The sequence below is a fragment of the Pseudomonas sp. S04 genome, from assembly GCF_009834545.1.
GTDB lineage: Bacteria > Pseudomonadota > Gammaproteobacteria > Pseudomonadales > Pseudomonadaceae > Aquipseudomonas.
Map to the genome: position 1 here is coordinate 1,180,451 of NZ_CP019427.1, position 25,407 is coordinate 1,205,857.

The 25,407-nt window shown below is 60.8% G+C and carries 21 protein-coding genes; 14 read left to right on the forward strand and 7 right to left on the reverse strand.

Annotated elements, in window-relative coordinates; translation table 11 throughout:
- The first annotated feature begins 123 nt into the window (after positions 1-123).
- From PspS04_RS05070 to PspS04_RS05100, 7 genes are read left to right on the forward strand one after another with little or no spacing between them, the layout of a single operon-like run.
- Positions 124-1,686: a methyl-accepting chemotaxis protein gene (locus PspS04_RS05070; protein WP_413787325.1), complete on the forward strand. Its 1,563-nt coding sequence runs from the start codon at positions 124-126 to the stop codon at positions 1,684-1,686.
- Positions 1,686-2,222: a chemotaxis protein CheW gene (locus tag PspS04_RS05075; protein WP_159993987.1), complete on the forward strand. Its 537-nt coding sequence runs from the start codon at positions 1,686-1,688 to the stop codon at positions 2,220-2,222. Before PspS04_RS05070 ends, PspS04_RS05075 begins: the two co-directional genes overlap by 1 nt.
- The gene (locus tag PspS04_RS05080; protein WP_095166699.1) at positions 2,219-3,496 is read left to right on the forward strand and encodes a CheR family methyltransferase; all 1,278 of its coding nucleotides are present in this window, start codon (positions 2,219-2,221) and stop codon (positions 3,494-3,496) included. Before PspS04_RS05075 ends, PspS04_RS05080 begins: the two co-directional genes overlap by 4 nt.
- Entirely contained in the window at positions 3,493-4,176 is a 684-nt protein-coding gene (locus PspS04_RS05085) for a chemotaxis protein CheW (RefSeq protein WP_159993989.1), read from the forward strand. Before PspS04_RS05080 ends, PspS04_RS05085 begins: the two co-directional genes overlap by 4 nt.
- Positions 4,173-6,464: a hybrid sensor histidine kinase/response regulator gene (locus PspS04_RS05090; protein ID WP_159993991.1), complete on the forward strand. Its 2,292-nt coding sequence runs from the start codon at positions 4,173-4,175 to the stop codon at positions 6,462-6,464. Before PspS04_RS05085 ends, PspS04_RS05090 begins: the two co-directional genes overlap by 4 nt.
- Positions 6,461-7,471, forward strand: a complete 1,011-nt coding sequence (locus PspS04_RS05095) for a chemotaxis response regulator protein-glutamate methylesterase (protein ID WP_095166705.1) — start codon at positions 6,461-6,463, stop codon at positions 7,469-7,471. Before PspS04_RS05090 ends, PspS04_RS05095 begins: the two co-directional genes overlap by 4 nt.
- Positions 7,472-7,519: 48 nt before the next feature.
- Positions 7,520-8,521 (forward strand): response regulator, encoded by a 1,002-nt coding sequence (locus tag PspS04_RS05100; RefSeq protein WP_095166707.1) that lies wholly within the window; start codon positions 7,520-7,522, stop codon positions 8,519-8,521.
- 213 nt (positions 8,522-8,734) lie between these two features.
- Here the strand turns inward: PspS04_RS05100 and PspS04_RS05105 are convergent, their stop codons facing one another.
- Genes PspS04_RS05105 through PspS04_RS05120 form a run of 4 tightly spaced genes read right to left on the reverse strand, consistent with a single transcriptional unit; the run spans position 8,735 to position 16,285 of the window.
- Positions 8,735-9,796 carry a hypothetical protein gene (locus PspS04_RS05105; protein WP_178112605.1) on the reverse strand — a complete coding sequence of 354 codons (1,062 nt, stop codon included), beginning with the start codon at positions 9,794-9,796 and terminating at the stop codon, positions 8,735-8,737.
- Positions 9,796-13,530 carry a toxin VasX gene (locus PspS04_RS05110; protein ID WP_159993993.1) on the reverse strand — a complete coding sequence of 1,245 codons (3,735 nt, stop codon included), beginning with the start codon at positions 13,528-13,530 and terminating at the stop codon, positions 9,796-9,798. Before PspS04_RS05110 ends, PspS04_RS05105 begins: the two co-directional genes overlap by 1 nt.
- Positions 13,527-14,222 (reverse strand): DUF4123 domain-containing protein, encoded by a 696-nt coding sequence (locus PspS04_RS05115; RefSeq protein ID WP_159993995.1) that lies wholly within the window; start codon positions 14,220-14,222, stop codon positions 13,527-13,529. Before PspS04_RS05115 ends, PspS04_RS05110 begins: the two co-directional genes overlap by 4 nt.
- Complete coding sequence (locus tag PspS04_RS05120) at positions 14,219-16,285, reverse strand: type VI secretion system Vgr family protein (protein ID WP_159998736.1); 2,067 nt, start codon at positions 16,283-16,285, stop codon at positions 14,219-14,221. The genes PspS04_RS05115 and PspS04_RS05120 overlap by 4 nt, the downstream gene beginning before the upstream one ends.
- 253 nt (positions 16,286-16,538) lie before the next feature.
- Between PspS04_RS05120 and prfB the strand changes: the two genes are divergently transcribed.
- From prfB to PspS04_RS05155, 7 genes are all read left to right on the forward strand, one after another.
- Positions 16,539-17,634 (forward strand): peptide chain release factor 2 gene (prfB, locus tag PspS04_RS05125; protein ID WP_143501160.1). Its coding sequence is split into 2 segments (ribosomal slippage): positions 16,539-16,610 and positions 16,612-17,634, totalling 1,095 coding nucleotides; the frame shifts between segments, so codons are not numbered across the junction.
- Positions 17,635-17,749: 115 nt separating this feature from the next.
- Positions 17,750-19,252 carry a lysine--tRNA ligase gene (gene lysS, locus PspS04_RS05130; RefSeq protein ID WP_095166709.1) on the forward strand — a complete coding sequence of 501 codons (1,503 nt, stop codon included), beginning with the start codon at positions 17,750-17,752 and terminating at the stop codon, positions 19,250-19,252.
- Between the two features lie 97 nt (positions 19,253-19,349).
- On the forward strand, positions 19,350-20,066 hold the full coding sequence (locus tag PspS04_RS05135; RefSeq protein ID WP_159993997.1) for a TetR/AcrR family transcriptional regulator: 717 nt from the start codon (positions 19,350-19,352) through the stop codon (positions 20,064-20,066).
- A 53-nt stretch (positions 20,067-20,119) separates the two neighbouring features.
- Positions 20,120-20,680: a hypothetical protein gene (locus PspS04_RS05140; protein ID WP_095166713.1), complete on the forward strand. Its 561-nt coding sequence runs from the start codon at positions 20,120-20,122 to the stop codon at positions 20,678-20,680.
- A 26-nt stretch (positions 20,681-20,706) separates the two neighbouring features.
- Positions 20,707-21,984, forward strand: a complete 1,278-nt coding sequence (locus tag PspS04_RS05145; RefSeq protein WP_095166715.1) for a flavohemoglobin expression-modulating QEGLA motif protein — start codon at positions 20,707-20,709, stop codon at positions 21,982-21,984.
- A 45-nt stretch (positions 21,985-22,029) separates the two neighbouring features.
- A complete protein-coding gene (locus PspS04_RS05150; RefSeq protein ID WP_159993999.1) occupies positions 22,030-22,944 on the forward strand; it encodes an alpha/beta hydrolase in 915 nt (304 codons plus the stop codon).
- On the forward strand, positions 22,941-23,270 hold the full coding sequence (locus PspS04_RS05155; RefSeq protein WP_095166731.1) for a hypothetical protein: 330 nt from the start codon (positions 22,941-22,943) through the stop codon (positions 23,268-23,270). The genes PspS04_RS05150 and PspS04_RS05155 overlap by 4 nt, the downstream gene beginning before the upstream one ends.
- 157 nt (positions 23,271-23,427) lie before the next feature.
- On the opposite strand, the gene PspS04_RS05160 is transcribed toward PspS04_RS05155, so the two are convergent.
- The 3 genes from PspS04_RS05160 to PspS04_RS05170 form a co-directional block, all read right to left on the reverse strand.
- A complete protein-coding gene (locus PspS04_RS05160) occupies positions 23,428-24,216 on the reverse strand; it encodes an OmpA family protein (protein ID WP_159994001.1) in 789 nt (262 codons plus the stop codon).
- 54 nt (positions 24,217-24,270) lie between these two features.
- Positions 24,271-24,684 (reverse strand): DUF4398 domain-containing protein, encoded by a 414-nt coding sequence (locus PspS04_RS05165; protein WP_159994003.1) that lies wholly within the window; start codon positions 24,682-24,684, stop codon positions 24,271-24,273.
- Positions 24,685-24,968: 284 nt separating this feature from the next.
- Positions 24,969-25,313 (reverse strand): pilin assembly protein, encoded by a 345-nt coding sequence (locus PspS04_RS05170; RefSeq protein ID WP_095166736.1) that lies wholly within the window; start codon positions 25,311-25,313, stop codon positions 24,969-24,971.
- Positions 25,314-25,407 lie beyond the last annotated feature (94 nt).

A 25,407-nucleotide genomic window follows, 5' to 3' on the forward strand; every position in this document is an offset into this window, starting at 1 on the left:
TGCTTAAACCCAGCGCGCCCTCGGCTATACTCCCCACCATTTGAATGGCCCCGAGGACTGACTGTGAAGAACTGGACGTTGCGCCAACGCATTTTGGCGAGCTTTGCGGTGATTATCGCCATCATGCTGTTGATGGTGGTCGTCTCTTATTCACGTCTGCTGAAGATCGAAGCCAGCGAGAACAGCGTTCGCGACGATGCCGTGCCTGGGGTCTACTACAGCTCGATGATTCGCAGTGCCTGGGTCGACAGCTACCTCAAGATCCAGAAAATGCTCGGCCTGGAGGAAGGGCAGGGGGTCAATGAGCAAGACCTCGCCGATTTCAAGGCCTTCGAGCAGCGTCTCGAAGAACAAATGGCCAACTACGCCGCGACTATTCATGGTGTCGAGGACCGCACCGAGTTCGATGCCTTCGAGAAAGCGCATCAGGATTTCAAGCGGATTCTGGCCACCGTCCTTGAGCTGCATAAGAACCACCAGGAGCAAGAGGCAATCAAGCTGTTCAACGAGCAGTTGACGCCAGCCTGGGTTGCCGGCCGCCTGAAGCTCAATGATGTCATCCGCGAGAACAAGGCGGTTGCCGACCACGCGACCACCGCCATCGACGACGCCGTCGTCGCGGCGAAAATCAGCATGGGCGTGTCGTTGTTGGTGGCGGTGCTGGCGGCGGCGCTCTGCGGCCTGCTGCTGATGCGCGCGATCATGGCGCCGATGAACCGCATCGTGAAGATCCTCGAAATCATGCGCACCGGGGACTTGAGCAATCGCCTCAACCTCGACCGCAAGGATGAGTTCGGCGCCGTGGAAAGCGGCTTCAACGACATGATGACCGAGCTCACCGCGCTGGTGTCCCAGGCCCAGCGTTCTTCGGTACAGGTCACCACCTCGGTGACCGAGATCGCCGCCACCTCCAAGCAACAGCAGGCCACGGCCACCGAAACTGCGGCGACCACCACGGAAATCGGGGCGACCTCGCGGGAAATCGCGGCGACCTCCCGCGACCTGGTACGCACCATGACCGAGGTTTCCACCGCTGCCGATCAGGCTTCGGTACTGGCCGGCTCCGGTCAACAGGGCCTGGCACGCATGGAAGACACCATGCACTCGGTGATGGGCGCGGCCGACCTGGTCAATGCCAAGCTGGCGATCCTCAATGAGAAGGCCGGCAACATCAACCAGGTGGTGGTGACCATCGTCAAGGTCGCCGACCAGACCAACCTGCTGTCGCTGAACGCCGCCATCGAGGCGGAAAAGGCCGGTGAGTACGGTCGCGGTTTTGCCGTGGTCGCCACCGAAGTGCGGCGCCTGGCCGACCAGACGGCCGTTGCCACCTATGACATCGAGCAGATGGTCCGTGAGATCCAGTCGGCGGTCTCGGCCGGTGTGATGGGCATGGACAAGTTCTCCGAAGAAGTGCGCCGCGGCATGTCCGAGGTGCAGCAGGTCGGCGAACAACTGTCGCAGATCATCCATCAGGTCCAGGCGCTGGCGCCGCGGGTGCTGATGGTCAACGAAGGCATGCAGGCCCAGGCCACCGGCGCCGAACAGATCAACCACGCGCTGGTGCAGTTGGGCGATGCCAGCAGCCAGACCGTCGAGTCGCTGCGCCAGGCCAGTTTCGCCATCGACGAATTGAGCCAGGTGGCCGTCGGGCTGCGCAGCGGCGTCTCGCGATTCAAAGTCTGATGAGCGAGCTCGTGGTCAAGCGGGGCGCGGGTGTGGCCCCGAAACAAGCGCTGTTCCTGGTGTTTCGCATCGGTGGCGAGCGTTATGCCTTGCAGGCCGTCGAGGTGGCGGAGGTGCTGCCACGCCTGCCGCTCAAGCCGATTGCCCAGGCGCCGCATTGGGTCGCCGGGGTGTTCGGCTACCGCGGGACGGTGGTGCCGGTGATCGATGTCGGCGCGCTGACCTTCGGCCTGGCTGCCGAAGCACGCACCAGCACCCGCCTGGTGCTGGTGCACTATCGACCCGATGCCACGCTGCCAGCGCAGTTGCTGGGATTGATTCTCGAGCAGGCCACCGACACCTTGCGCTGCAATCCGACGGAGTTTCAACCCTACGGCCTGGACAATCGCCAGGCGCCGTACCTGGGGCCCGTGCGCGAAGATGCCCAGGGACTGCTGCAATGGGTGCGGGTCGCGGACCTGCTGGATGCCCAGGTGCAGGCCCTGCTGTTTCCGTCGCCACCCTTGGACCTGTCAATGCTTGAGGATCGAGCATGAGCAGCGACCAGCGCTTTTTCGACTTCCTCAAAGAACGCATCGGCCTGGACGTGACCTCCGTCGGGCCGGCGATCATCGAGCGCGCGGTACGCCAGCGCACGACCGCGCAGCAGGTGCAAACGGCCGATCAATACTGGCAACGCTTGCTGGGTTCGCGAGACGAACAGCAAGCGCTGATCGAAGCGGTGATCGTGCCCGAGACCTGGTTTTTCCGGTATCCGGAATCCTTTGCCACCCTGGCCAGGCTGGCCAGCAAGCGCCTGGGCGAGCTCAATAACATGCGGGCTCTGCGCATCCTCAGCCTGCCGTGCTCCACCGGCGAGGAGCCCTATTCGATTGCCATGGCCTTGCTCGATGCCGGGTTGGCACCTCATCAGTTCAAGGTCGACGGCCTGGACGTCAGCCCGTTGTCGGTGGAGCGGGCCAAGCGGGCGTGCTATGGCAAGAACTCCTTTCGCGGAGAGCAGGGCGATTTTCGCGAGCGGCATTTCAGCGCTGAAGACGACGGTTATCGCCTCAGCGAGCGGGTTCGCGAACAAGTGCGTTTGCAGGTCGGCAACCTACTGGACCCAAGCTTGCTGGCCAATGAACCGGCCTATGACTTCGTGTTTTGCCGCAACTTGCTGATCTACTTTGACCTGCCGACACAGACCCAGGTCTTTGAAGTGCTCAAGCGCCTGACCCACGTCGATGGCGTGCTGTTCATCGGCCCGGCCGAAGGCAGTCTGCTGGGGCGCCTGGGCATGCGCTCGATCGGCATTCCCCAGTCGTTCGCCTTCAGCCGCCACAGCGAGCCTGAACCCCAGCCACTGCCGGCCTACATTGCGCCAGCGCTGCCAGTGAGCTTGCCGGTGCGCCGCGCGCCTGCGCCGCCAGTGCGCAGTCGACCCTTTGCAAGCGTAGCCCGCCCAGTGTCGCCGCGGGCCGAGCAGCCAGACGCTGGCGATGCGGCGGTGCTGCTGGCACACATTGCGACCCTGGCCAACGAAGGCAAAAGCCCGCAAGCGCGTGCCGCCTGTGAGGCGTACCTGCGCAGCCACGGCCCGGTGGCGCAAGTGTTCTACTGGTTAGGCCTGCTCAGTGATGTGGCTGGCAGCGTGCTGGAAGCCCAGGGGTTTTATCGCAAGGCGTTGTACCTGGAGCCGCAACACCCCGAAGCCCTGATGCACCTGGCCGCGTTGCTCGCGTCCCAGGGCGATGTGGCTGGGAGCCGACGCTTGCAGGAGCGCGCGGCGCGCAACGAACGTACCGCTGACAGTGAGCGCAAACGATGACCGGTTCAGTTTCGTTGAACGTAACCCACGCCGATGCCCAGGCCATCGACGACTGCTGGAACCGCATCGGCGTCCACGGTGACAAGTCCTGTGGGTTGCTGGCCGAGCATATTCATTGCCGCAACTGCGCGGTCTACTCGGCCGCGGCTACCCGCTTGCTGGACCGCTATGCGCTGCAGCAGGACGACCAGGCCCATGGCTCGGCGACGGTCGAGGTACAGGTCGCCACCCGTTCATTGCTGATGTTTCGCCTGGGCGAAGAGTGGCTGGCGCTGAGCACCCGCAGCCTGGTGGAAGTGGCGCCTTTGCAGCCGGTGCATTCCTTGCCCCACCAGCGCTCGCGGGCGCTGATGGGGGTGGCCAATGTGCGCGGCGCACTGGTGGCCTGCCTGTCGCTGGTGGAGTTGCTGGGGCTGGAGGCCTCGACGGCGACCGCGTCCGGTGCGCGGGTCATGCCGCGCATGTTGATCATTGCCGCCCACGGCGGTCCGGTGGTGGTACCGGTGGACGAGGTCGATGGGATCCATGCGATTGATCAACGGCTGCTCGACGCAGCCTCGCGCTCGGGCCAGCAGGCCAGCGCGAAGTACACCCGAGGCGTATTGCCATTTAACGGTCGCAGTTTGCGTTGGCTGGATGAAGAGCAGTTGCTGTCCGCCGTGACCCGGAGCCTCACATGACCCCCGAGCAAATGCGCGACGCGTCGCTGCTGGAGTTGTTCAGCCTGGAGGCCGAGGCCCAGACCCAAGTACTCAGCGCCGGGTTGCTGGCGCTGGAGCGTGATCCGACCCAGGCCGATCACCTGGAAGCCTGCATGCGCGCCGCCCACTCGCTCAAGGGCGCGGCGCGGATTGTTGGCGTCGATGCCGGGGTCGAAGTGTCCCATGTGATGGAGGATTGCCTGGTCAGTGCCCAGGAAGGCCGGCTTCTGCTGCGCCCCGAGCACATTGACGCGTTGCTGCAAGGCACCGACCTGCTGATGCGCATCGCCACGCCTGGCAACGAGGTCGGGCCCAGTGATATCTACGCCTATGTGGCGTTGATGGGGCAGTTGCTCGATCCCGCGTCGGCACCGACACCGGTGAGCCTGCCACCGCTGGCGCCGGAGCTGCCGATGGCCGAATTGCAACTCGAACCGCCGGCCGTGCGCTTCGAACTGTCGGAGCCGGAGCCTCTGCTGGCGGAACTCGCCAAGCCTGCCAAACGGGTCACCGAGGGCGGCGAGCGGGTGCTACGGGTGACTGCCGAGCGCCTGAACAGCCTGCTCGACCTGTCGAGTAAATCGCTGGTCGAGACCCAGCGTTTGAAACCCTATCTGGCGACCCTGCAGCGCCTCAAGCGTATGCAGAGTAACGGCCTGCGTGCCCTGGAAAACCTCAATGCCCAGCTCAAGGAGCAGAGCCTGAGCCTGGAAGTCGAGGAGGCCCTGGAGGATGCGCGGCGGCTGCTGGCCGAGTCTCAGCAATTGCTGGCGGAGCAAACGGCAGAGCTGGACGAGTTTGCCTGGCAAGCCAGCCAGCGTGCCCAGGTGCTGTATGACACTGCGCTGGCCTGCCGCATGCGCCCGTTTGCCGACGTGCTGACCGGCCAGGCGCGGATGGTCCGCGACCTGGGCCGCAGCCTCGGCAAACAGGTGCGCCTGGAGATCGAGGGCGAAAAGACCCAGGTCGACCGCGACGTGCTGGAAAAACTCGAAGCACCGCTGACGCACCTGTTGCGCAATGCGGTGGACCACGGCATCGAGTCGCCGGAGCAGCGCTTGCTGGCCGGCAAACCGGCCGAAGGGCTGATCCGCCTGCGGGCGTCCCATCAGGCTGGCCTGCTGGTGCTGGAACTGAGCGACGACGGCAACGGCGTGGACCTGGAGCGGGTCCGGCGCAGCATCGTCCAGCGTCAACTGTCGCCGGCCGAGACCGCGGCGCAATTGAGTGAAGAGGAACTGCTGACGTTCCTGTTCCTGCCCGGCTTCAGCCTGCGCGACAAAGTTACTGAAGTCTCCGGCCGTGGCGTCGGCCTCGACGCCGTCCAGCACATGGTGCGCCAGTTGCGCGGCGCGGTGGTGCTGGAGCAGAAGGCGGGCGAGGGCAGTCGTTTCCACCTTGAAGTGCCGCTGACCCTGTCGGTGGTGCGTAGCCTGGTGGTGGAAGTCGGCGAGGAGGCCTACGCCTTCCCGCTGGCGCACATCGAGCGCATGTGCGACCTGGCGCCAGAGGATATCGTGCAGGTGGAGGGGCGCCAGCACTTCTGGCACGAGGGCCGGCATGTCGGGCTGGTGGCTGCCACCCAGTTGCTGCAACGGCCGGTGAGCCAGAACAGCGCCGCCACCCTCAAGGTGGTGGTGATTCGTGAGCGCGATGCGGTGTACGGTGTGGCCGTCGAGCGTTTTATCGGCGAGCGCACCCTGGTGGTGCTGCCGCTGGATGAGCGTCTGGGCAAGATCCAGGATATTTCCGCCGGGGCCTTGCTGGATGACGGTTCGGTGGTGCTGATCGTCGACGTCGAGGACATGCTGCGCTCGGTGGATAAACTGCTCAATACCGGGCGCCTGGAGCGGATCGCCCGGCACAGCCAGCAAGCCGCGCAGGTGGCCCGCAAGCGGATCCTGGTGGTCGATGACTCGCTGACGGTGCGTGAGTTGCAACGCAAGCTGCTGCTCAACCGAGGTTATGACGTGGCCGTCGCCGTTGACGGCATGGACGGCTGGAACGCCCTGCGCGCCGAGGACTTCGACCTGTTGATTACTGATATCGATATGCCGCGCATGGACGGGATCGAGCTGGTCTCGCTGTTGCGCCGCGACAATCGCCTGCAGTCACTGCCAGTGATGGTGGTGTCCTACAAGGACCGCGAAGAGGACCGGCGCCGTGGACTGGACGCTGGAGCCGACTATTATCTAGCCAAAGCCAGCTTTCATGACGATGCGCTGCTCGACGCAGTGGTAGAGCTCATAGGAGGAGCGCGGGCATGAAGATCGCAATCGTCAACGATATGCCGATGGCTGTGGAAGCGCTGCGCCGGGCCCTGGCGTTCGAGCCGGCGCACCAGGTGGTGTGGGTGGCCAGCAATGGCAAGGAGGCGGTGCAGCGTTGCGCCGAACTGACGCCGGACCTGATCCTCATGGACCTGATCATGCCGGTCATGGACGGGGTCGAGGCGACCCGCCGGATCATGGCGGATACGCCGTGCGCCATCGTCATCGTCACGGTCGATCGCCAGCAGAATGTGCATCGGGTGTTCGAGGCCATGGGGTACGGCGCGCTGGATGTAGTCGACACGCCGGCCCTGGGGGCCGGCAATGCCCAGGAAGCCGCCGCACCGCTGCTGCGTAAAATCATCAACATTGGCTGGCTGATCGGCGAGAAGGGCAACCGCGAACGCCCGGCACCCAGCCCGCTGCGCAGTTCGGCCTCGCGCCAGCGCTTGGTCGCCATTGGCTCCTCGGCTGGCGGTCCGGCGGCGCTGGAAGTGCTGCTCAAGGGCTTGCCGCGGGATTTCCCGGCGGCCATCGTGCTGGTGCAACACGTGGACCAGGTGTTCGCCGCCGGCATGGCGCAATGGCTCAGCAGTGTCAGTGGCCTGAACGTACGCCTGGCCCAGGAGGGCGAGCCGCCGCAAAGCGGCACGGTGTTGCTGGCTGGCACCAACCACCATATTCGCTTGTTGAAAAACGGCACGCTGGCCTACACCGCCGAGCCGGTCAACGAAATCTACCGGCCCTCGATCGATGTGTTCTTCGAAAGTGTGGCCAGTTACTGGAACGGTGATGCAGTGGGTGTGCTGCTCACCGGAATGGGCCGCGATGGAGCCCAGGGACTCAAATTGATGCGCCAGCAGGGCTACCTGACCATCGCTCAGGATCAGCACAGCAGCGCGGTGTACGGTATGCCCAAGGCCGCCGCCGCCATCGACGCCGCGGTGGAAATTCGCCCGCTGGAAAAAATAGCGCCACGATTGCTGGAGATCTTTGCAAAATGAATGACATCCGCAGCGGTACGGGCCAAGTAGTATTTCAGGTGAACCCCCATGGATGAGTTACAGCTCGACGATTTCAAGAACGATGAAAATGCCGCGATGGTGCTGCTGGTCGACGACCAGGCGATGATCGGCGAAGCCGTGCGGCGGGGTCTGGCGAACGAAGACAACATCGACTTCCATTTCTGCGCCGACCCGCACCAGGCCATCGCCCAGGCCATTCGCATCAAGCCGACGGTGATCCTGCAGGACTTGGTGATGCCTGGCCTGGACGGCCTGACGCTGGTGCGCGACTACCGCAACCACCCGGCGACCAAGGACATCCCGATCATTGTGCTGTCGACCAAGGAAGATCCCTTGATCAAGAGCGCGGCGTTTGCCGCCGGGGCCAACGATTACCTGGTGAAACTGCCGGACAATATCGAGCTGGTGGCGCGCATTCGCTATCACTCGCGCTCCTACACCACGCTGATCCAGCGCGATGCAGCCTATCGGGCATTGCGGGTCAGCCAGCAGCAGTTGCTCGACACCAACCTGGTGCTGCAACGGTTGATGAACTCCGACGGCCTGACCGGCCTGTCGAACCGCCGGCACTTCGACGAGTACCTGGAGCTGGAATGGCGGCGCTCGTTGCGCGACCAGACCCAATTGTCGCTGTTGATGATCGATGTCGACTACTTCAAGTCCTATAACGACAGCTTCGGTCATCTTGAGGGCGATGAAGCCCTGCGCAAGGTAGCGACCGCGATCCGCGATGCCAGTAGCCGGCCCTCGGACCTGCCCGCGCGTTATGGCGGTGAAGAGTTCGCCCTGGTGCTGCCCAACACCTCGCCGGGTGGCGCACGACTGGTGGCGGAAAAACTCCGTCAGACCGTCGCCGCCCTGAAAATTCCACACATCGCCCCGGCCGAAGGTGCGAGCCTGACCATCAGCATCGGCCTGTCGACCATCACCCCACAGCAGGGCAGCGACTGCCGGCAATTGATTTTGGCGGCAGACAAGGGTTTGTACCTGGCCAAGCACAATGGGCGCAATCAGGTGGGGATTGAGTAACTCGCCGAAACACGATGCCCGGAACGCGGCTCGGCAGCTGCAAGTGTTCCGTCTGATTGATAGCTGTCTCTTCCAACAGTCAATCTCGAAACGCCGCGCCACGCCAACGCTCCCGACTTCTAGAGGCGGACTCGGATGATTGCGTAGTCGTTGGTGCTTGCGGGCACCTGCGGATTATCAGTGAGCAGTGCGGCGCTATCGGATGGTGGCTGATTAATCGACATACGTCACGTATCTGGCCATCAAGTTCGGCCGCTCAAACGTGTCGATGGCGTCGACGCGCTGGTGCATTTCCTTGATCACCTGCTTGAACGTCGCATCGTCCATGTCGATCCAGTAACGCGGGTTGCGACCGGTGAGGCGGTCGTGTTCGGCGGTGGTCGGGTCGAGGTGGCGGTATTCCTCGTATTGCGGCAGGTCCGGCAGTGGGCGGCTGACGTCCATGTAGTTCTGGATGAAATCCCACAGGGCGCAGGCCTGTTGCGTATCGGGGCCGGGGCAGAGCAGCGCGCCGAAGTTGATCATGATGTTGCGGTAGCGATGGGCGAGGTAGAGCACGTTTATCGGCATGCCCTGACTGTCCGGGGACGTGGCGATATAGGCGTCGAACTCGTAGAACGGCGCGGTGAGTTCGCCGATGGTGCCGTTCTTTTTACATTCACCGTTGTTTTTGTAGTCGAAGACCGTGACCAGGCCGGTACGGCGGTTGAGTTCCCAGATGGGGCCTCGCGAGGCTTTTATCCAGAGGTTGGGGAAGAGCTTAATTACTACAGTGCCAACCAACCAACACCCTAAAGGGACTCCCAGAAAGATAAAGAGCGTCGCGGAGTAGTCGGATATGACGTTGAGTAATGTTTTTTCGGTATCTAGAAGTTCCGCCATGAAAATAAAAAATGTGATGATAAAGAAAAGGAAGAACAAAAAGCGTCCCCCTCCTAGCATATACATCCAGAAGTGGGAGCTTGCGGGGAGAAGGGCATACCTAAAACGTTCATGGTCATCCCTGATGTGAAAATCAATAATTTCGTATGGGCTCGGGGCGTAGGTATTCGTGGTTGTTTGCTCTTCGCGTTCGCTCTTGAGTTGTTCTTGGCTTCTAAGATCTCTCGGAGAGCAATCCTCCACAAAACTTACGGGAGTTACTTCTTCAGTATTGCCCCAAGGCAGTCTGACCTTGGCGAAACGCATGATCCACGACCGTTCAGTTGAAGGTTCTTGCCGAGGTACCTCACTCGCCCCATAGGCAGTTTCGGCGTACCACGATTCATTGTTCATCAGTTACTGTTCCGTGATTTATTTGACACTTCGTCTGCCCAGTAAAGTTCACCATCGTTGCCGAAGTTGGGTTTGTTGTGAGTTATATCAAATGGCGTGCCATCCTTGGGCGGTGGTGCAGGGAAGACCCAACGTTGGTTTTGTTGTTTCAGTACACACTGCGCTCTCACTTGCCATTGTTGTGCAATGCCAGATGAACCTGTGACCGAATCGAAGGCGTAACTTGGAGGGGTTTCGAAAAACAGTTCCACACCTTGCGGTAGCAGCCGTTGTGCTTTGGGCGAGACGAGTTGGCTATTGATCAGTTTTTTGAGCGGCACGGTTTCACTTTTAATGCGCCCGCCTTTGAGTTCGAACGTATTGAGTCGGCATTGAGCATTGATATTGATCGCGCCCATCTGAGTAACCAGACCCGGCAAGTTACTTTCTATGCGAATGCAGGTATTGGCCGAAATTACCTGAAAAGGCGTCTTGGCGTGAATATCATGTTTGGCGTTGGGCACGAACTCAGGATTGCTGCCGATATTAATGCGAATGTCGGCAAACAAACTGATCAGGTAGTAGAAGCCGCGTTGTGGATCCAGCAGGTGCGCATTGTCGGCGTGAATTTGAGTGCCGAAAGGGCCATTGACCAGCCATTCCTCAATGGGCTTGTCGGTGAGCCACCAGGCCAGACCGGCACCGATTACGACCAATATCAGCGCTGCCCAGCCACCGGGACCCAGTCCCAGAAAGGTGACGGTAGGAATAATCAGATTGCTGAGCGCGCTGATAGCGCCACCCATGGCCATCATCAGATACGCCCAGCCGGCGTCATCGCCCCATTTCCACGCGTACCAGGCATCTGTCAGGCCAATGGCCGTAAGAGCTAACCCAGAACCAATTTGTGCAAGGATTCGACCGGTAAATTTTTCTACCAAACGCTTGGCGAAAGAATGGAAGATTTTTCTCGCTGACTCCTCTGAAATAGTGAACAGCACCTTGCGACCAACTGCCAAAACGGATTGGGTACCGGCAAGTTTTACCGCCAGCATCTCCAAAGCTATAGCTAGATCTAGTCCTGCGGCAATTACAGCTAGCTGAGATCTGTATTGTCCTTTTTCTCTGCGGACTTGCTCCCTACCTGCCCACTCCATCCGCACATTCCAAACCTCCAACATCAAAACCCCCGCCGCAATCGGCAGCGAGCCCAACACCCGATAAACCCGGCTATTCGCCAACCCCGCATGCTCATCCACACCCTGCTGCAACGCACCTGTCACTCTCGCGTTATCCGTCCCCCGAGCCTCCACATCCGCTTTATAAACCGCATTAATCCGCTGATTCAGCGCACTAAGATTGCGCACCGTCGGATGCTCCACCGGCATCGCCAGCAGTCTGTGGTCACTACCGCGAGCGCGGGAAGGCGTGTCGAACGCATCAACATTTCCCGCCTTCATCGGCTGACCCCGAGCACTCAAATACTCCCCCATCACCCGCCGTGGCCGTTGCTCGCCGGACGGCACATCGGACAAACCAAAGATGTAGTACCGCTGCGGGTCAGCATCGCGGCGGTTGATGAACTGCGCCTCGCCAAAAGTCTTGGGCATTAAGCTGCGCAACTGCCCCACACCAAGCTCATGCAGATAGACGCTGGTGGGCGCGACATTCGCGCTCTGCGCCCCAGACGGTTTTTTCACCGCGCTATTGGCGGTTTCGAGGGCGCCCGCGAGGTTTTCGTAGATGCTGACCAGCGTGCCGACTGCCGCTTTCGATTGGCCGGTAAGTGTGCTGTTCAGCGCGCCGCTGGCCAGCAGGCCTTCGAGCAAATGGCCGTCGAGGTGTTCGACCTGCGGGTAATAAGGCCCTGGGTCGCTTTCGAAGACGGCGAGGTGATCGGCGCGCAACCGTCCATCACCCTCGTTAACCGTTTTCTCGCTGGGCGGCACATAAGGCGCAGCCAGCGCGGCTTCATTGACGGCGGGCCAGAGCATCACGTGCAGCGGGTGCGCCGGGTCGTGGGCGATGTCGTTGAGCAATGTCTGGCCGACGCTGGCCTGCGGGCTGTAGAGGCTCAAACCGGTCACGGCGTTGGTGGCATCGCCGTTGCTGGCCAGCGGATCGAGTTGCGCGGGCACGGTGGCGAGGGCCGCAAAGGTCTGGCTGACGGCAAACAACGCGGCGAGGTAGTCAAAACTGTCCAGGCTCAAATGATCGGCCAGGGTTTGCTGGGTCACCGGTTGTTGCAGGCACTCGGCTAGCAGCGCCTGTGCCATGGTCAGTTGTTGCCAGAGCAGGGCGCGTTCAACGGCAGCGGTGAAGCGGTTGATGTCGCGGCGACCCGCCTCTTTCACTTTGTCGAAGCAGGCGTGCAGCGGGTTTTTCTGACCGCCAATGTTCGCCGGCACGATTAGTTGCTGGACCAATACTGCGCTGGCGTGGTGTTCGTGAAGGCTGGCGCGTTCGGCATACAACGTCAGCAATTGCTGCTGCAGGTGGATCTGTGAAAGCAGATGACGCAAGCGGTAACGAGGGTCTTCAAGTAACACGCCGCACAAACGGCGTTTTCGAGCGGCTTCCAGCACATCGACGACGGTGGGCTGGGGTTGCCAGAGATCCGCTTCATCGGCGATCAGCGTTTCACCACGTAATTGGCTCAACAGCGTGGCGAGACCATCGGCCCAGGCACTGCTTTCGAACGTGGCAGGTAAGGACGGCGTGATGCCTTGCTCCCACAGATCAAGACACGCCTTGGCTTCGGTTTTACGCTGTGCCGCGAATTGTCCCGAGAGGTCGCACACGTAACGCCCCGGATGGTCGAGCAGGTATTCGAAACCGCTTTGGCGTGCTCGTTGTGGGGCGATCAGGCTGACCGGAAAGGCCCGCTCGGCGAGGTTGCGCCAGGTGACGGTGGCTTTCGTCGCGCTATCGGACGCTTGTGCGTCCCACGCGTTGATGCCGCTGAAGGCCTCTAGCATCGCCTGTCCATCGGGTTTCTCGTCGAAAATCCGTTTGAATGCGTGGCTCTCGCATTGCAGCGCCGGGCTTTGACAACGCTGGGCGCGTAACGCCGGGTCTTCCTCCAGGCGTTTGAGGCGGGCAGCGCTGAGCTGGATGTCGCTGAAACACAGTTGCACCGTTTCGGCGGCTTGATTATTCCAGGTGGCGGGCAGCCAGATGTCGCTGAGATCGACACCGCTCGGTTGTCGGTAATCGCCGCTGAATCCGTCTTTCTGGCGATACGTCTGTAGGTCGACGTCGCGGTAAGTTGTGAGCTCCCCATCCTGTTGTACTTCCAGTTCACGCCAGAGGCGATCGCGGTAAAACACATAGACATAACCGCTGCGGCACAAAACCGGCGTGCCCTGGTCGTAGCGGCTGCGAGTGCCGGGCAGCGCGGCGAAAGGCAGGATCGGCACGATCTGATTCCATTGCACTTCCAGTTGACGTGGGGTTACGCGCACGTCATCCAGCAATGGCAGACGAATGGGCGGTCCTTGAGTGGTGTCGATTTCCAGCCACAGTTGATGCTTGAGTTGTGCCGACCATTCCCACACAAACAGCTCGCTGTGGACGCTGGTCGAACGCTCAGTTTCGAGCACGACCTCATCAGTCAGGGCCTGGAGTGGTTCGAGGCCCGACTGATCGACGATCAGCAGTCGTTGGTTTTTCGCATGGGCAGTGCCAATGACCTGAACGATCAGCTTGTCGGACTCGCAGCAGGGGCCGTCACTCAGCCTCCCGAGGCGCTTCATGATTGGGCCTGCGTGCAGTGGACGTTCAGAAAGTCGCTGATGGCGTCACTGTTGTCGATGCCTTGGCTCAACGCTTCTTCCATCAATTCATTGGCGTGCACAAATGAGCGCCCAGGATGTTGCTGCCACCAGTCATAAAGAAACTGTTCGGTGCGCTGGCGAATCAAAGCGTCTTCCTGGGTGACGCTCAGGGACAAATCCCTGTGTGTGCGTTCAATGGTCCAGTCTGTCGCATGGGGGTTGGTGAGCTGGTTCCAACCGGTTTCCCCTGCGGCCTGGGCGGCCCACGTCGCACCGAACCAGCGCAGGCGTGTGATCGGTCCCAGCCATAGGCTGAGGTCCTGCGCCGTACAGGCGACAAAAAAATAGCTGGCGACGGTTGGATTGCTGTAGCGCAGGATACCTTTGCGTTGTTGATCGAATTTAACGAACAAAATCTGTCGCAAGTGAGCAAGTACGGAGGGTGTGTCACAGGCGCTTTCGATCAGCAGCCCGGGCCATTCCAACGGGGTTTGCTCGATCGCTTGGGTGAGCGTTGGCTGATTGTTCAGCCTGACCAGCAGCGGGCTTTGCTCGGCGAAACTGTTTAGCGAGGTGCTGGCGAACAGCTTCTGGGTATCAGGATGGGTCGCCAGGCTGTACAGGGTTTTGAGCTGAGCGGCAGGGCGTTCAAGCAGAATCCAGGTATTCATGATCGAGCTCCATAGCCCAAGGCTTTGCGGCATTGGCAATCGTTCAGCGGGCAGTCCATCGGTGTTCCACCGCTGGGCATCTGGCAGAGTTCAATCAATGCTTCGCTGCCAATTAGTTGTTTGAGGAGTGCGGTTGAAACCAATTCGGGTAGCGGCGCCTCGGTAGCGTCGAGGCTGATCGGTGCGGCGTTCATCAGGGGCATCGGTGCTCCACCGACCTGAATCGGCACGCTACTGAACAGCCCTGCGGAATTGATCGTGATCCAGGCGCCACTGACCTGAAGGGTGACGCTGGCGCCGCCATCGATGACGACGTGTTGCCCAGCACTAATGTGCACTTGCTGCTGGGCGCTCAAGCGCTGGTTGCTGACGCGAACATGGCGGTCGCCATGAACCGTCAGGTGATCGTCCTGTCTGATTTCCGTCAGCCGGTTACCGTGGGAGAGGTGCTGTTCTTCTGCGCGCAGTTCATGACTGGCGCTGCTGCCAACCACGATGCTGCGCTGGTTGTCGACTTGCACCCGCTCGTCGTTCAGCACGTGTTGTACGTAATCGCGCTGGGCGCGGATGGATATTTCCTCGGCTCCCTTGCGATCTTCGATGCGCAGCTCGTTGAAGCCTGCACCGCCGGGGCTGCTGTGGGTCTTGAAGGTGCTTCGGGTTTTCTCGGCGGGGAGGTCGAGCGGGGGAAGATTGGCACCGTTAGGCAGGCAGCCGACGATCAACGGTTTGTCCGGATCGCCCTGATTGAAGCCGACGATCACTTCCATGCCGACCCGAGGAATCAACACACTGCCATAACGATCATGGGCCCAGCCGCTGGCTACCCGGACCCAACAACTGGAGTGATCGTTGTGGTCGCCGTCGCGGTCCCAGGGAAACTGAATACGGACACGCCCGTATTCGTCGCAATGGATTTCTTCGCCGGGCGGGCCGCAGACCACTGCATGTTGATAGCCATTGATCGTGGCTTTGGGATGGTCGAGCGCAGGTCTGAAGGGCGCCTCCCACGGTGTGGCGAGAAAAGTGTTGCGGTAACCCTGGGAAAACTCTCCGCTTGAGGCAATGGTGATCGACTCTTGCAGCACTTGCGGTTGTTTGCCGGTGTGGATGACTTCAGTCAGTAACCACAAATCATTCCATTCCTGGCGCGGGTGGCCGGTCAGGGGCAGGAAATGACCACTGAGTAGCATCGGCTGATCACTGCGTCCAGTGGCTTGTCGATAGTCGTTGCGGTGCCGTTCAAGGGCTCGTCGAGCGCGGTGTTTTCCGTGTTCGCGGTCGGTGAAATGACCGGGAAATCCGTAGTCTTCGAGTCTCGGCTGCGAAGAGTCTTTCGCTGCGCTCTCCAGTTGCAGCAAGGGCTTTTCGAAGTCGTAATCGCGGCGGGTCACGCCAGTGGGGCGGGTCTCCAATGCGAGCGTGAAGGCGTTGATCACCGGGTCATCGGCGACCAGTCCGGTGTCATGCAGGTAGGCGGTGGGGCGGTGGAGTCTGGGGAACACCGTTTGATCGTCCCCGAACACCAGTACATGCCCCTCGCGGCTGTGCTCGAAGTGGTAATGCAGGCCTTCTTCTTCGCAGAGTCGTTGCAGAAAATGCAGGCAGCTCTCGCCGTACTGGACGCAATAGTCCCGTGGGCGGTAATCCGTGCCGAGGGCAAAACGGTAGCCATTGCGCAGGATGCCGTGGCTTTCCAGTACCTGGGCGATGATCTTCGGCACGCTCAGTTTCTGGAATATTTTCTGATCGAAACGGTGGCCCAGGTAGGCAAGGCTGGGCATCAGGCTGAGCTGGTAGTGGGTCAGGCGCTTGCCTGAATCGCCCTGGCCGACGCTATAAACCTGACCGTGAACTCCGGCGCCGTGGCGATCAAAGCCGAGGAATGCCGGGCGATGCAGAAGGCTTTCCAGGTCCAGGTCGGGACGCTCGCTGACCAGTTCCAGATCAAAGCGGAAGGGTTGGCTGATGGCTTCCTTTCCGGTGAACTCAAGAACTTGCAGGTCGTGGGTGAAACCCTCGATGTCCAAGAGGAAAGAGGCTTGGTTGGCAGGGCTGAACATCACACATCCCTTGTGCTGATTTAGAAGGGCGGGACTGTGAATGAGTGAATTTGGAATTGATGCAGGGCAATTCTGCTTCTTGTATGGGAATAGTGTTTTTACTTGGTAGGATTTTTCTTTGAGAAGTTTTCCTCTCTTTGATGCTGTCAAAACGGAATTGGACGGCATTCAGTCCGCCAGGCGGGCTGCCGTGGCGGCCTGATTACGTTATACTCGCCGGCTTTCAAAAGTTCGCCAACGAGTGCTGCCCGCCATGGAAATCAACCCGATCCTTAACAGTATCAAGGACCTGTCCGAGCGCTCCGAAACTATTCGGGGGTATCTTTGACTACGATCAAAAGCATGAGCGTCTGACCGAAGTCAATCGCGAGCTTGAAGATCCGGCTGTCTGGAACAACCCTGAGTACGCTCAGAACCTGGGTCGCGAGCGTTCGCTGCTGGCCCAGATCGTAGAAACCCTCGATGAGATGTCCAGCGGTCTGGCTGATGCCAAGGACCTGCTGTTGATGTCTGCCGAGGAAGAAGACCAAGCTGCCGTCGACGACGTTGCAGCCGAAGTCGAACGCCTGCGCGAGGCCCTCGAGAAGCTCGAGTTCCGCCGCATGTTCAGCGGTGAGATGGACGCCAACAACGCCTACCTGGACATCCAGGCCGGTTCTGGCGGCACCGAGGCCCAGGACTGGGCCAACATCCTGCTGCGCATGTACCTGCGCTGGGCGGACAAACGCGGTTTCGACGCGACCATCATGGAACTGTCGGCCGGTGAAGTCGCCGGGATCAAGGGCGCCACCGTGCACATCAAGGGCGAATACGCCTTTGGCTGGTTGCGTACCGAAATCGGCGTGCACCGCCTGGTGCGCAAGAGCCCGTACGACTCCGGCAACCGTCGCCATACCTCGTTCTCGGCCGTGTTCGTGTCGCCGGAAATCGATGACAACATCGAAATCGACATCAACCCCTCGGACCTGCGTATCGACACCTACCGCTCCTCGGGGGCCGGTGGTCAGCACGTCAACACCACCGACTCGGCCGTACGTATCACCCACGTACCGTCCAACACCGTGGTCAGCTGCCAGAACGAACGCTCCCAGCACGCCAACAAAGACACCGCGATGAAAATGTTGCGGGCGCGCTTGTACGAGCAGGAAGTGCAGAAACGCAACGCCGCTTCGCAGGCCCTGGAAGACACCAAGTCGGACATCGGCTGGGGTCACCAGATCCGCTCGTACGTGCTCGATGCCTCGCGGATCAAGGATCTGCGCACTAACATCGAACGCAGCGACTGCGACAAGGTGCTCGACGGCGACATCGACGAATACCTGGTAGCCAGCCTGAAGCAAGGCTTGTAAGACATGCAACACGGGATCGCCTGACTCACCGCGATCCTCTGTAGGAGCCGGCTTGCCGGCGATCCCCAGGCCGCTGGCCTGGGGGCAACGAACCCGTGATGGAATTTTTGAAGACATGAGCGACCTAGAACTCGACCCGCAAGCCCTGCAACAGGAAGAAAACACCCTGATCGCCCTGCGCAAGGAAAAGCTTGCTGCCGAGCGCGCCAAGGGCAACGCCTTCCCGAACGACTTCCGCCGTGACAACTACTGCGATGCCCTGCAGAAGCAGTACGCGGACAAGACCAAGGAAGAGCTCGCAGAGGCTGCAATCCCGGTCAAGGTTGCCGGTCGCATCATGCTCAACCGTGGCTCGTTCATGGTGATCCAGGACATGTCCGGGCGCATCCAGGTCTACGTCAACCGCAAGACCCTGTCCGAAGAAACCCTGGCCGCGGTGAAAACCTGGGACCTGGGCGACATCATTGCCGCCGAAGGCACCCTGGCCCGTTCCGGCAAGGGCGACCTGTACGTGGAAATGACCAGCGTGCGCCTGCTGACCAAGTCGCTGCGCCCACTGCCAGACAAACACCACGGCCTGACCGACACCGAACAGCGTTATCGCCAGCGCTACGTCGACCTGATCGTCAATGACGAAGTGCGTCAGACGTTCCGCGTGCGTTCGCAAGTCATCGCCCATATCCGTAGCTTCCTGATGCAGCGCGACTTCCTTGAAGTCGAGACGCCGATGCTGCAAACCATCCCTGGTGGTGCTGCGGCCAAGCCGTTCGAAACGCACCACAATGCCCTGGACATGGAAATGTTCCTGCGCATCGCGCCTGAGCTGTACCTCAAGCGCCTGGTTGTCGGTGGCTTCGAGAAAGTCTTCGAGATCAACCGCAACTTCCGTAACGAGGGCGTTTCGACTCGTCACAACCCTGAATTCACCATGTTGGAGTTCTACCAGGCGTACGCCGACTACGAAGACAACATGGACCTGACCGAAGAACTGTTCCGCGAGTTGGCACAGCTGGTCCTGGGCAGCACCGACGTGCCGTACGGCGACAAGGTGTTCCACTTCGGCGAGCCGTTCGTGCGCCTGTCGGTCTTCGACTCGATCCTCAAGTACAACCCTGAGCTGACCGCCGACGACCTGACCGACATCGACAAGGCACGTGCCATCGCCAAGAAAGCCGGGGCCAAGGTGCTGGGTTTCGAAGGCCTGGGCAAGCTGCAAGTGATGATTTTCGAAGAGCTGGTCGAGCACAAGCTGGAGCAGCCGCACTTCATCACCCAGTACCCGTTCGAAGTGTCGCCGCTGGCTCGTCGCAACGATGACAACCCGAACGTCACCGACCGCTTCGAGCTGTTCATCGGTGGTCGCGAAATCGCCAACGCCTACTCCGAGTTGAACGACGCGGAAGACCAGGCCGAGCGTTTCATGGCCCAGGTGGCCGACAAGGACGCCGGTGACGACGAAGCCATGCACTACGACGCCGACTTCGTACGTGCGCTGGAATACGGTATGCCGCCGACGGCGGGTGAGGGCATCGGTATCGATCGCCTGGTGATGTTGTTGACCAACTCACCGTCGATCCGCGATGTGATCCTGTTCCCGCACATGCGACCGCAAGCGTAAATGCCGCAGTGAAAAAGCCGCCTATATCAGGCGGCTTTTTATTGCCTGTATGGAACAAACGTATCAACTTGTTGCTTCCAACTGCGAGGTAAGACCGGTGAATCGTGCAAATGCTCAAGAAGGAGCAGCGGGGGTCGCTACGGCGGTCGCTGAAAGTGTTCAGTACCAGGGCCGCAAGGCCAGCCGACAGGGCAGTGAACAGCGTCGACAGGACATCCTCGACGCCGCGATGCGCATTGTCGTGCGCGACGGTGTGCGGGCGGTGCGGCACCGCGCCGTAGCCGCCGAGGCCAGTGTGCCATTGTCGGCGACCACCTACTATTTCAAGGATATCGATGACCTGCTCACCGATACCTTTGCCCAGTACGTGGAGCGCAGCGCGGCCTATATGGCCAAGCTGTGGGCCAATCATGAAGGACTGCTGCGCGAGATGGTCGACAGCGGGGATGGCAGCCCCGAGGCACGTTCGCGGCTGGCCGACGACATCGCCCGGTTCACCGCCGACTATGTGCACCGGCAACTGCTCAACCGCCGCGAGCACCTGATGGCGGAACAGGCGTTCCGCCAGGAGGCCTTGCTCAACCCGCGCCTGGCGTTGCTGGTGCGTTCCCATCAGCAGATTCTCCTGCAGGGTACCTGCCAGCTATTCCAGGTGCTGGGCTCGCCGGAACCGCAACAGGATGCCAAAGTGTTGACGGCGATAATCGGACGGATGGAATATCAAGGCCTGCTCAACGAGGCGCAGCCGCTGGCGGAGGATGAAATGCTCGGAATCCTCACGCGGTATATGCACTTGGTGCTGGCCTCGGTGTAACCCTTGGGGGAGGGCAGATTGCGCTGTCGGTGTGTGCTGACTAGGAGTCTTGAATGAAGTACTGGCGTGTCGTGGTGATCACCCTGTCGTTCCTGCTGCTCAGCGGCTGCCTGGTGTCATTCAAGCAGGCCATGCCGGGCAGCGAGGCTGCGCCGGCGGGGTTGCTCGGTAAATGGACCAGCAAGAATGCCTGGGGTGAAGCACAGAACCTGGACCTGACCCGTGTCGGCCCGGACCGCTACCAGGCGGTCAGCTACTTCAAGGCCAAGCCCAAGGAGCGCGAGGCCTATCCGTTCACGGTGGCGCGCCACGGCAATCGCTGGTACCTCTCGGCCAAGGTGCCGGCCCAGTACGGCGGCAACTTCACTATCGCCGGGTTTGAACTGAACGATAAACAGGAACTGGTGATCTACAACCTCGATCTCGAGCAGATCCGCCAGGCGCTTGGGCAACAACTCAAGGGTGAGCCGTTCAGCACCGACGATGGTGACGGCGTACTGATCAACAGCAGCATGGACCAGGTGTTCGCCTACCTCGACGATCCGGCCAATTCCGACGTGTTCGTCGAGGCCGCGCGGTATCAACGACCGCACACCACTCAATCAGCGCAGTAGGCAACGGTTAACCAAGGGAGCAACCGGTGGACGATTACCAGCAGACGATACGCACCTTGTCTGATCGCATAGTGCTGGCGCAAACGCCGATCCGGGTCCTTGATGCGGTGAAGTGGGACGACAGCATCCGCAAGGGGTTTCTCAAGGCCAAGGGCAAGGAAATGCCGGCGGTGGACCGGGACTATTACCTCAATCGGCCACTGGCTTTCGATTCGAGCAAAGTCAAGCTGGAGTTCCAGAACATTGAGCGCGACATCACTCGCCAGCTCGGCCAGTTCAACCCGGTCGGGCAGATCATGCGGCGCATGTGCAAGGAGTACCGCATGGTGGTGCGGATGCTCGAGGCCCGTGGCACCGAGGACTTCGGGCTGATTTCCCAGGAGCTGTATGGCGCGGCCTCCGATGCGTTCCATGCCGGTGACCCGACCCTGGCCGATCTGGGCCTGATGATGTCCGACTACTTGAACAACATCGATGGCCGCGGCGACCTCAAGGACGAGCCGAAGATCCTCACCGCCAAAGAGGCGGTACACCTGCTGCAGACCCGCTTGAACAAGGTGTTCGGCGAGGCCGAGGAAACCATCCGGGTGTTCGAGTCAGACGGGATCGTCGCCGACGCGGCGGCTGGCGCCGACTACATCAAGATCCGCACCGATGCGATGTTCAACGAGCGTGACGTGCGAGCGCTGGAGGTGCATGAGGGTCTGGTGCACGTTGGCACCACGCTCAACGGGCTGAACCAGCCAATCTGCACCTTCCTGTCCAAGGGCCCGCCGTCTTCGACCGTGACTCAGGAAGGCCTGGCGATCCTGATGGAGATCATCACCTTCGCCTCCTACCCGAGCCGCCTGCGCAAGCTGACCAACCGTACCCGGGCGATCCATATGGTCGAGGAGGGCGCGGACTTCCTGCAGATTTTCGAGTTCTTCCGTGAGCAGGGCTTCGAAATGGCCGAGAGTTATGGCAATGCCAGCCGGGTATTCCGTGGATCGGTGCCAAACGGCCTGCCATTTACCAAAGACTTGTCCTATCTCAAGGGCTTTATCATGGTTTACAACTACATTCAGTTGGCCGTGCGCAAAGGCAAGCTTGAGCAGATCCCGTTGCTGTTTTGCGGCAAGACCACCCTGGAAGACATGCGAACCCTGCGCCAGTTGGTGGATGAAGGCCTGGTGGAGCCGCCCAAGTACCTGCCTGCGCAGTTCCGTGACATGAACGCGCTGTCGGCCTGGATGTGCTTCTCCAACTTCCTCAACCACCTGAGCCTGGACCGGATCGAAGCGGACTACTCGAACATTCTGTAACCCCGGGGTGGTACCACCCTGAACCCATCGCGAGGCTTCAAACGGATGAGAATCCTCGGCATCCTGTGCCTGTTCCTGACCCTCAATGGCTGCAGCTCACTGCTGTTCTACCCTGAGCCCGGCCTGCCGTTCACCCCGGATAAAGCCGGGCTGCAGTACCGCGACGTAAGCCTGACCACGGCCGACGGGGTCAAGCTGCACGCTTGGTGGCTGCCGGCAAAAGAGGGTGTCGCGGTCAAGGGCACAGTCCTGCATCTGCACGGCAACGGCGGCAACCTGGCGGCACACCTGGGGGGCAGTTGGTGGTTGCCCAAGCAGGGTTATCAAGTGCTGCTGCTGGACTATCGCGGGTATGGCCTGTCGGCAGGCGAGCCAGGTTTGCCGCAGGTCTATCAAGATATCGATGCGGCCTTCAAATGGCTGGACCAGGCGCCGCAGGTACAGGGCGCGCCGCTGATTGTGCTCGGCCAGAGCCTGGGCGGCGCCATGGCGCTGCACTATCTGGCCGAACACCCGCAGCGCCAGGTTCAACTCAAGGCGTTGGTGCTCGACGGCGTGCCGGCCAGTTACCGCGAAGTGGGCCAGTTTGCCCTCAGTACTTCCTGGCTGACCTGGCCGTTCCAGGTGCCGTTGTCGTGGCTGGTGCCGGACGCTGACAGCGCAATCCGCGCCATGCCCCAAGTCAACGCTGTACCGAAATTGATCTACCACAGCATCGACGATCCCATCGTGCCTCTTTCCAACGGCATCCGACTGTATCAAGCTGCGCCCCCGCCAAAGGTGCTGCAATTGACCCGCGGTGGCCATGTGCAGACATTCGCCGACCCGGTCTGGCGAACCGTCATGCTGCGCTATCTGGACGATCCGCAGCACTTCAATGGTGTGCGCCGCCTGGGAGAGATCCCCAATTACCCGGCCCCCAGCCATTCACCCGATCAACCGCAAGAGAGCCCGCAATGAGTGAAGAACGTAACGCCATCCCGCTGATCATCACCGGTATCTGCAGCATCCTGGGCACGGTCGCTGCCCTGTGGTGGTACGGCTACCTGCACTTTGCCAAGCCGGAAGACGCCTTGCTGCTCAACGAGTTCACCATGCTCAAGACCGTGCCGGGCGAAGACTACAAAGTCTCCCTGGAGCCGGCGGCCCAGGTCGCGCAGTGCATCGACGGCGTGCTGGTATTGTTCGACACCGAACAGAAAGGCCTGACCGGCGTGCTGATCAACGCCAAGAAAAAGGCCGTGCGCTGCATGGGCGAGGAAACCCCGCAGCAGCTCGAACCCTGAGTCCATGAATTCGCTGCCAACCCTGTGGGAGCGAGCCTGCTCGCGATGAGGCCATCTGGCCAGACCCAATCCATGGGTGCACCGCTCCAACAATGTCCTGCAAAAAAGCCCCGCCTGATCGAATCAGGCGGGGCTTTTGCGTTACCGCGCTAAATCCTTAGTTGGCGCTCACTGCCGAACGTGGGATCACCGGCTGGTTGTCGTTGGAAATGGTCACTTCCACCCGACGGTTCATCGCCCGGCCCGAGACGCTGCTGTTCTCGGCCACTGGGTACTCTTTGCCGTAACCCTGGGCAACCACGCGCGCTGGGTCGACGCCCATTTTCACCAGGGCCATGCGCACTGAGTTGGCGCGGCGCTCGGACAGGCTCTGGTTGTAATTGGCTGCGCCGGTGCTGTCGGTGTAGCCCTCGACAATCACCTTGCGGTCCGGATTCTCGGCGAGGAAATGCGCCAGTTTGTTGATGTTCACCAAGCCGCTGGATTTCAGTTCAGCCTTGTTGGTCGCAAACAGCACATCGCCGAAGGTCACCAGGGTGCCGCGATCGGTCTGCTTGGCGTTGAGGCTGTCCTGCAGTTGCTTGATCTGCGAGTCACGGGCATCAAGACGGGCCTGGGCCCGATGCGCCGAAGCATTTTTCAGGTCGGCTTCAGCGGTACGCAGGGCGATGGTCTGCTTGGCGACTTCAACACGTTGGTTGGTCAGGTACGCCAGTTGATCGACCTGTTCAGTCTTCTCGCGCTCCTGGAAGGCTTTGTCGGCCTTGTCCAGGTAGTCACTGGCTTCCTTGGTTTCCAGGGCCGCGACTTTGCTCGCTTGTGGATTGGCCTGCAGGGCCGAGTAGTTGGTCCGGGCCTGTTCCAGGTTGGCATTGGGTGGCGTCGAGCAAGCGGCCAGGGCAACGCTGGCGGCCAGGAGAGCTGGGATCATCAATTGCTTACGCATAGTGGTTCGTCCTTTCTATCGATTCGCGGGTGCACAGGGGCGTGAGGGCAGGGCTTATTGCGCGCTGCGCTGGCTTTCCTGGCGCAGTTCCTGAACGCCTTGCTGAGAGTCCTTGAGCGACTGTTCGGCTTTCATCGCCTGGGCTTTGCGTTCGGCGACGCGGGCATCCCACTCAGCCTGTTCGGCCAGCAGTCGAGCCTGGTCGTATTGCTTGTCGTGCATGGCCAGTTCGGCTTGTTTGAGCTTGTCCTGGGCGGCCTTCATCTCCACGGCGGCAAACTCGGTACCGCCGGCGCTGACAGCGCTGTTGACTGCCGATTGGGTGACGGCGTATTGCTCGGTCGGCGGGTTGCCGGCGCATCCGGCCAGGACGAAGCTGCAACCGAGTGCCAGGGCGGCCAACTTGAGACCGCGCGGGAATGTGGACGTGGTTGTGGCGGTGCTGGTTTTCATGGTCTTCAACTCCATTGGATAACTCCTGAAAATCGTCAAATCCATCCTGGTCGTGGAGCCGTGAGAGCGATGAGACGAGGCCTGTGACAGCGGGTTGTGGTACGGCTGTTCCAGTGATGGTTACTGGCTGTGACCCGAGGCTTTTTTTCAAAGTTCAGAAAAGATGGCGTATCGCCCGAAAAAACCTCGAGGACTTTTGCGAGGCTCTAAACCGGGAACTTTTGCCCCGCGCAGGAGTATTCCCAAGCCACCAAGGGCTCGGGAATACGCGGTTTCAGGAGTGTCGAACGGGGTGTCGCCTAGTGTTTCTGCTTGCCGGCTGCAGCCGAAAGATCATGCAGATGTTGCCGTGACAGGGCGAGGAAACGCGGGGTAGGGCCGACGTCCTCGTAGAGCGGATCGCCCTCTTCGTCGGTGGCGATCACCTGCTGGCCCTTGATGTAGGGAAAGCTTGCCTCGAGCTCTTCCAGGGCGGCGCCAATCAGTTCCCCGAGCAACTCTTCGGGGTGGCGCTTGGGGTACATTTCGCTGAGTGCCGCCAGGCGTGCAGCGGCTTCGACGTCCAGGTGAATGCTGTAGCCGGTCTTGGTCAAACGGCCTTTGGCGGTTTCTTCCCAATGCAGGGCCAGTTCACGAATTTTCATAATGACCTCAATAATCACCTGCTCGTGACAGGTTGTGATGAGTCTTCGGCGGTGGCCGATAGCAAGCCTGGGTACGGCTTACTCATGAGACTAG

Bases quoted from the DNA above. Each gene is read 5' to 3' on its own strand.
- PspS04_RS05090 (WP_159993991.1), top strand. From the start codon at position 4,173: ATGACCCCCGAGCAAATGCGCGACGCGTCGCTGCTGGAGTTGTTCAGC.
- PspS04_RS05110 (WP_159993993.1), bottom strand. From the start codon at position 13,530: ATGAAGCGCCTCGGGAGGCTGAGTGACGGCCCCTGCTGCGAGTCCGAC.
- PspS04_RS05080 (WP_095166699.1), top strand. From the start codon at position 2,219: ATGAGCAGCGACCAGCGCTTTTTCGACTTCCTCAAAGAACGCATCGGC.
- PspS04_RS05100 (WP_095166707.1), top strand. From the start codon at position 7,520: ATGGATGAGTTACAGCTCGACGATTTCAAGAACGATGAAAATGCCGCG.
- PspS04_RS05140 (WP_095166713.1), top strand. From the start codon at position 20,120: ATGAAGTACTGGCGTGTCGTGGTGATCACCCTGTCGTTCCTGCTGCTC.
- PspS04_RS05160 (WP_159994001.1), bottom strand. From the start codon at position 24,216: ATGCGTAAGCAATTGATGATCCCAGCTCTCCTGGCCGCCAGCGTTGCC.
- PspS04_RS05075 (WP_159993987.1), top strand. From the start codon at position 1,686: ATGAGCGAGCTCGTGGTCAAGCGGGGCGCGGGTGTGGCCCCGAAACAA.
- PspS04_RS05170 (WP_095166736.1), bottom strand. From the start codon at position 25,313: ATGAAAATTCGTGAACTGGCCCTGCATTGGGAAGAAACCGCCAAAGGC.
- lysS (WP_095166709.1), top strand. From the start codon at position 17,750: ATGAGCGACCTAGAACTCGACCCGCAAGCCCTGCAACAGGAAGAAAAC.
- PspS04_RS05120 (WP_159998736.1), bottom strand. From the start codon at position 16,285: ATGTTCAGCCCTGCCAACCAAGCCTCTTTCCTCTTGGACATCGAGGGT.
- PspS04_RS05070 (WP_413787325.1), top strand. From the start codon at position 124: ATGCTGTTGATGGTGGTCGTCTCTTATTCACGTCTGCTGAAGATCGAA.
- PspS04_RS05085 (WP_159993989.1), top strand. From the start codon at position 3,493: ATGACCGGTTCAGTTTCGTTGAACGTAACCCACGCCGATGCCCAGGCC.
- PspS04_RS05095 (WP_095166705.1), top strand. From the start codon at position 6,461: ATGAAGATCGCAATCGTCAACGATATGCCGATGGCTGTGGAAGCGCTG.
- PspS04_RS05105 (WP_178112605.1), bottom strand. From the start codon at position 9,796: ATGAACAATGAATCGTGGTACGCCGAAACTGCCTATGGGGCGAGTGAG.
- PspS04_RS05165 (WP_159994003.1), bottom strand. From the start codon at position 24,684: ATGGAGTTGAAGACCATGAAAACCAGCACCGCCACAACCACGTCCACA.
- PspS04_RS05155 (WP_095166731.1), top strand. From the start codon at position 22,941: ATGAGTGAAGAACGTAACGCCATCCCGCTGATCATCACCGGTATCTGC.
- PspS04_RS05150 (WP_159993999.1), top strand. From the start codon at position 22,030: ATGAGAATCCTCGGCATCCTGTGCCTGTTCCTGACCCTCAATGGCTGC.
- PspS04_RS05115 (WP_159993995.1), bottom strand. From the start codon at position 14,222: ATGAATACCTGGATTCTGCTTGAACGCCCTGCCGCTCAGCTCAAAACC.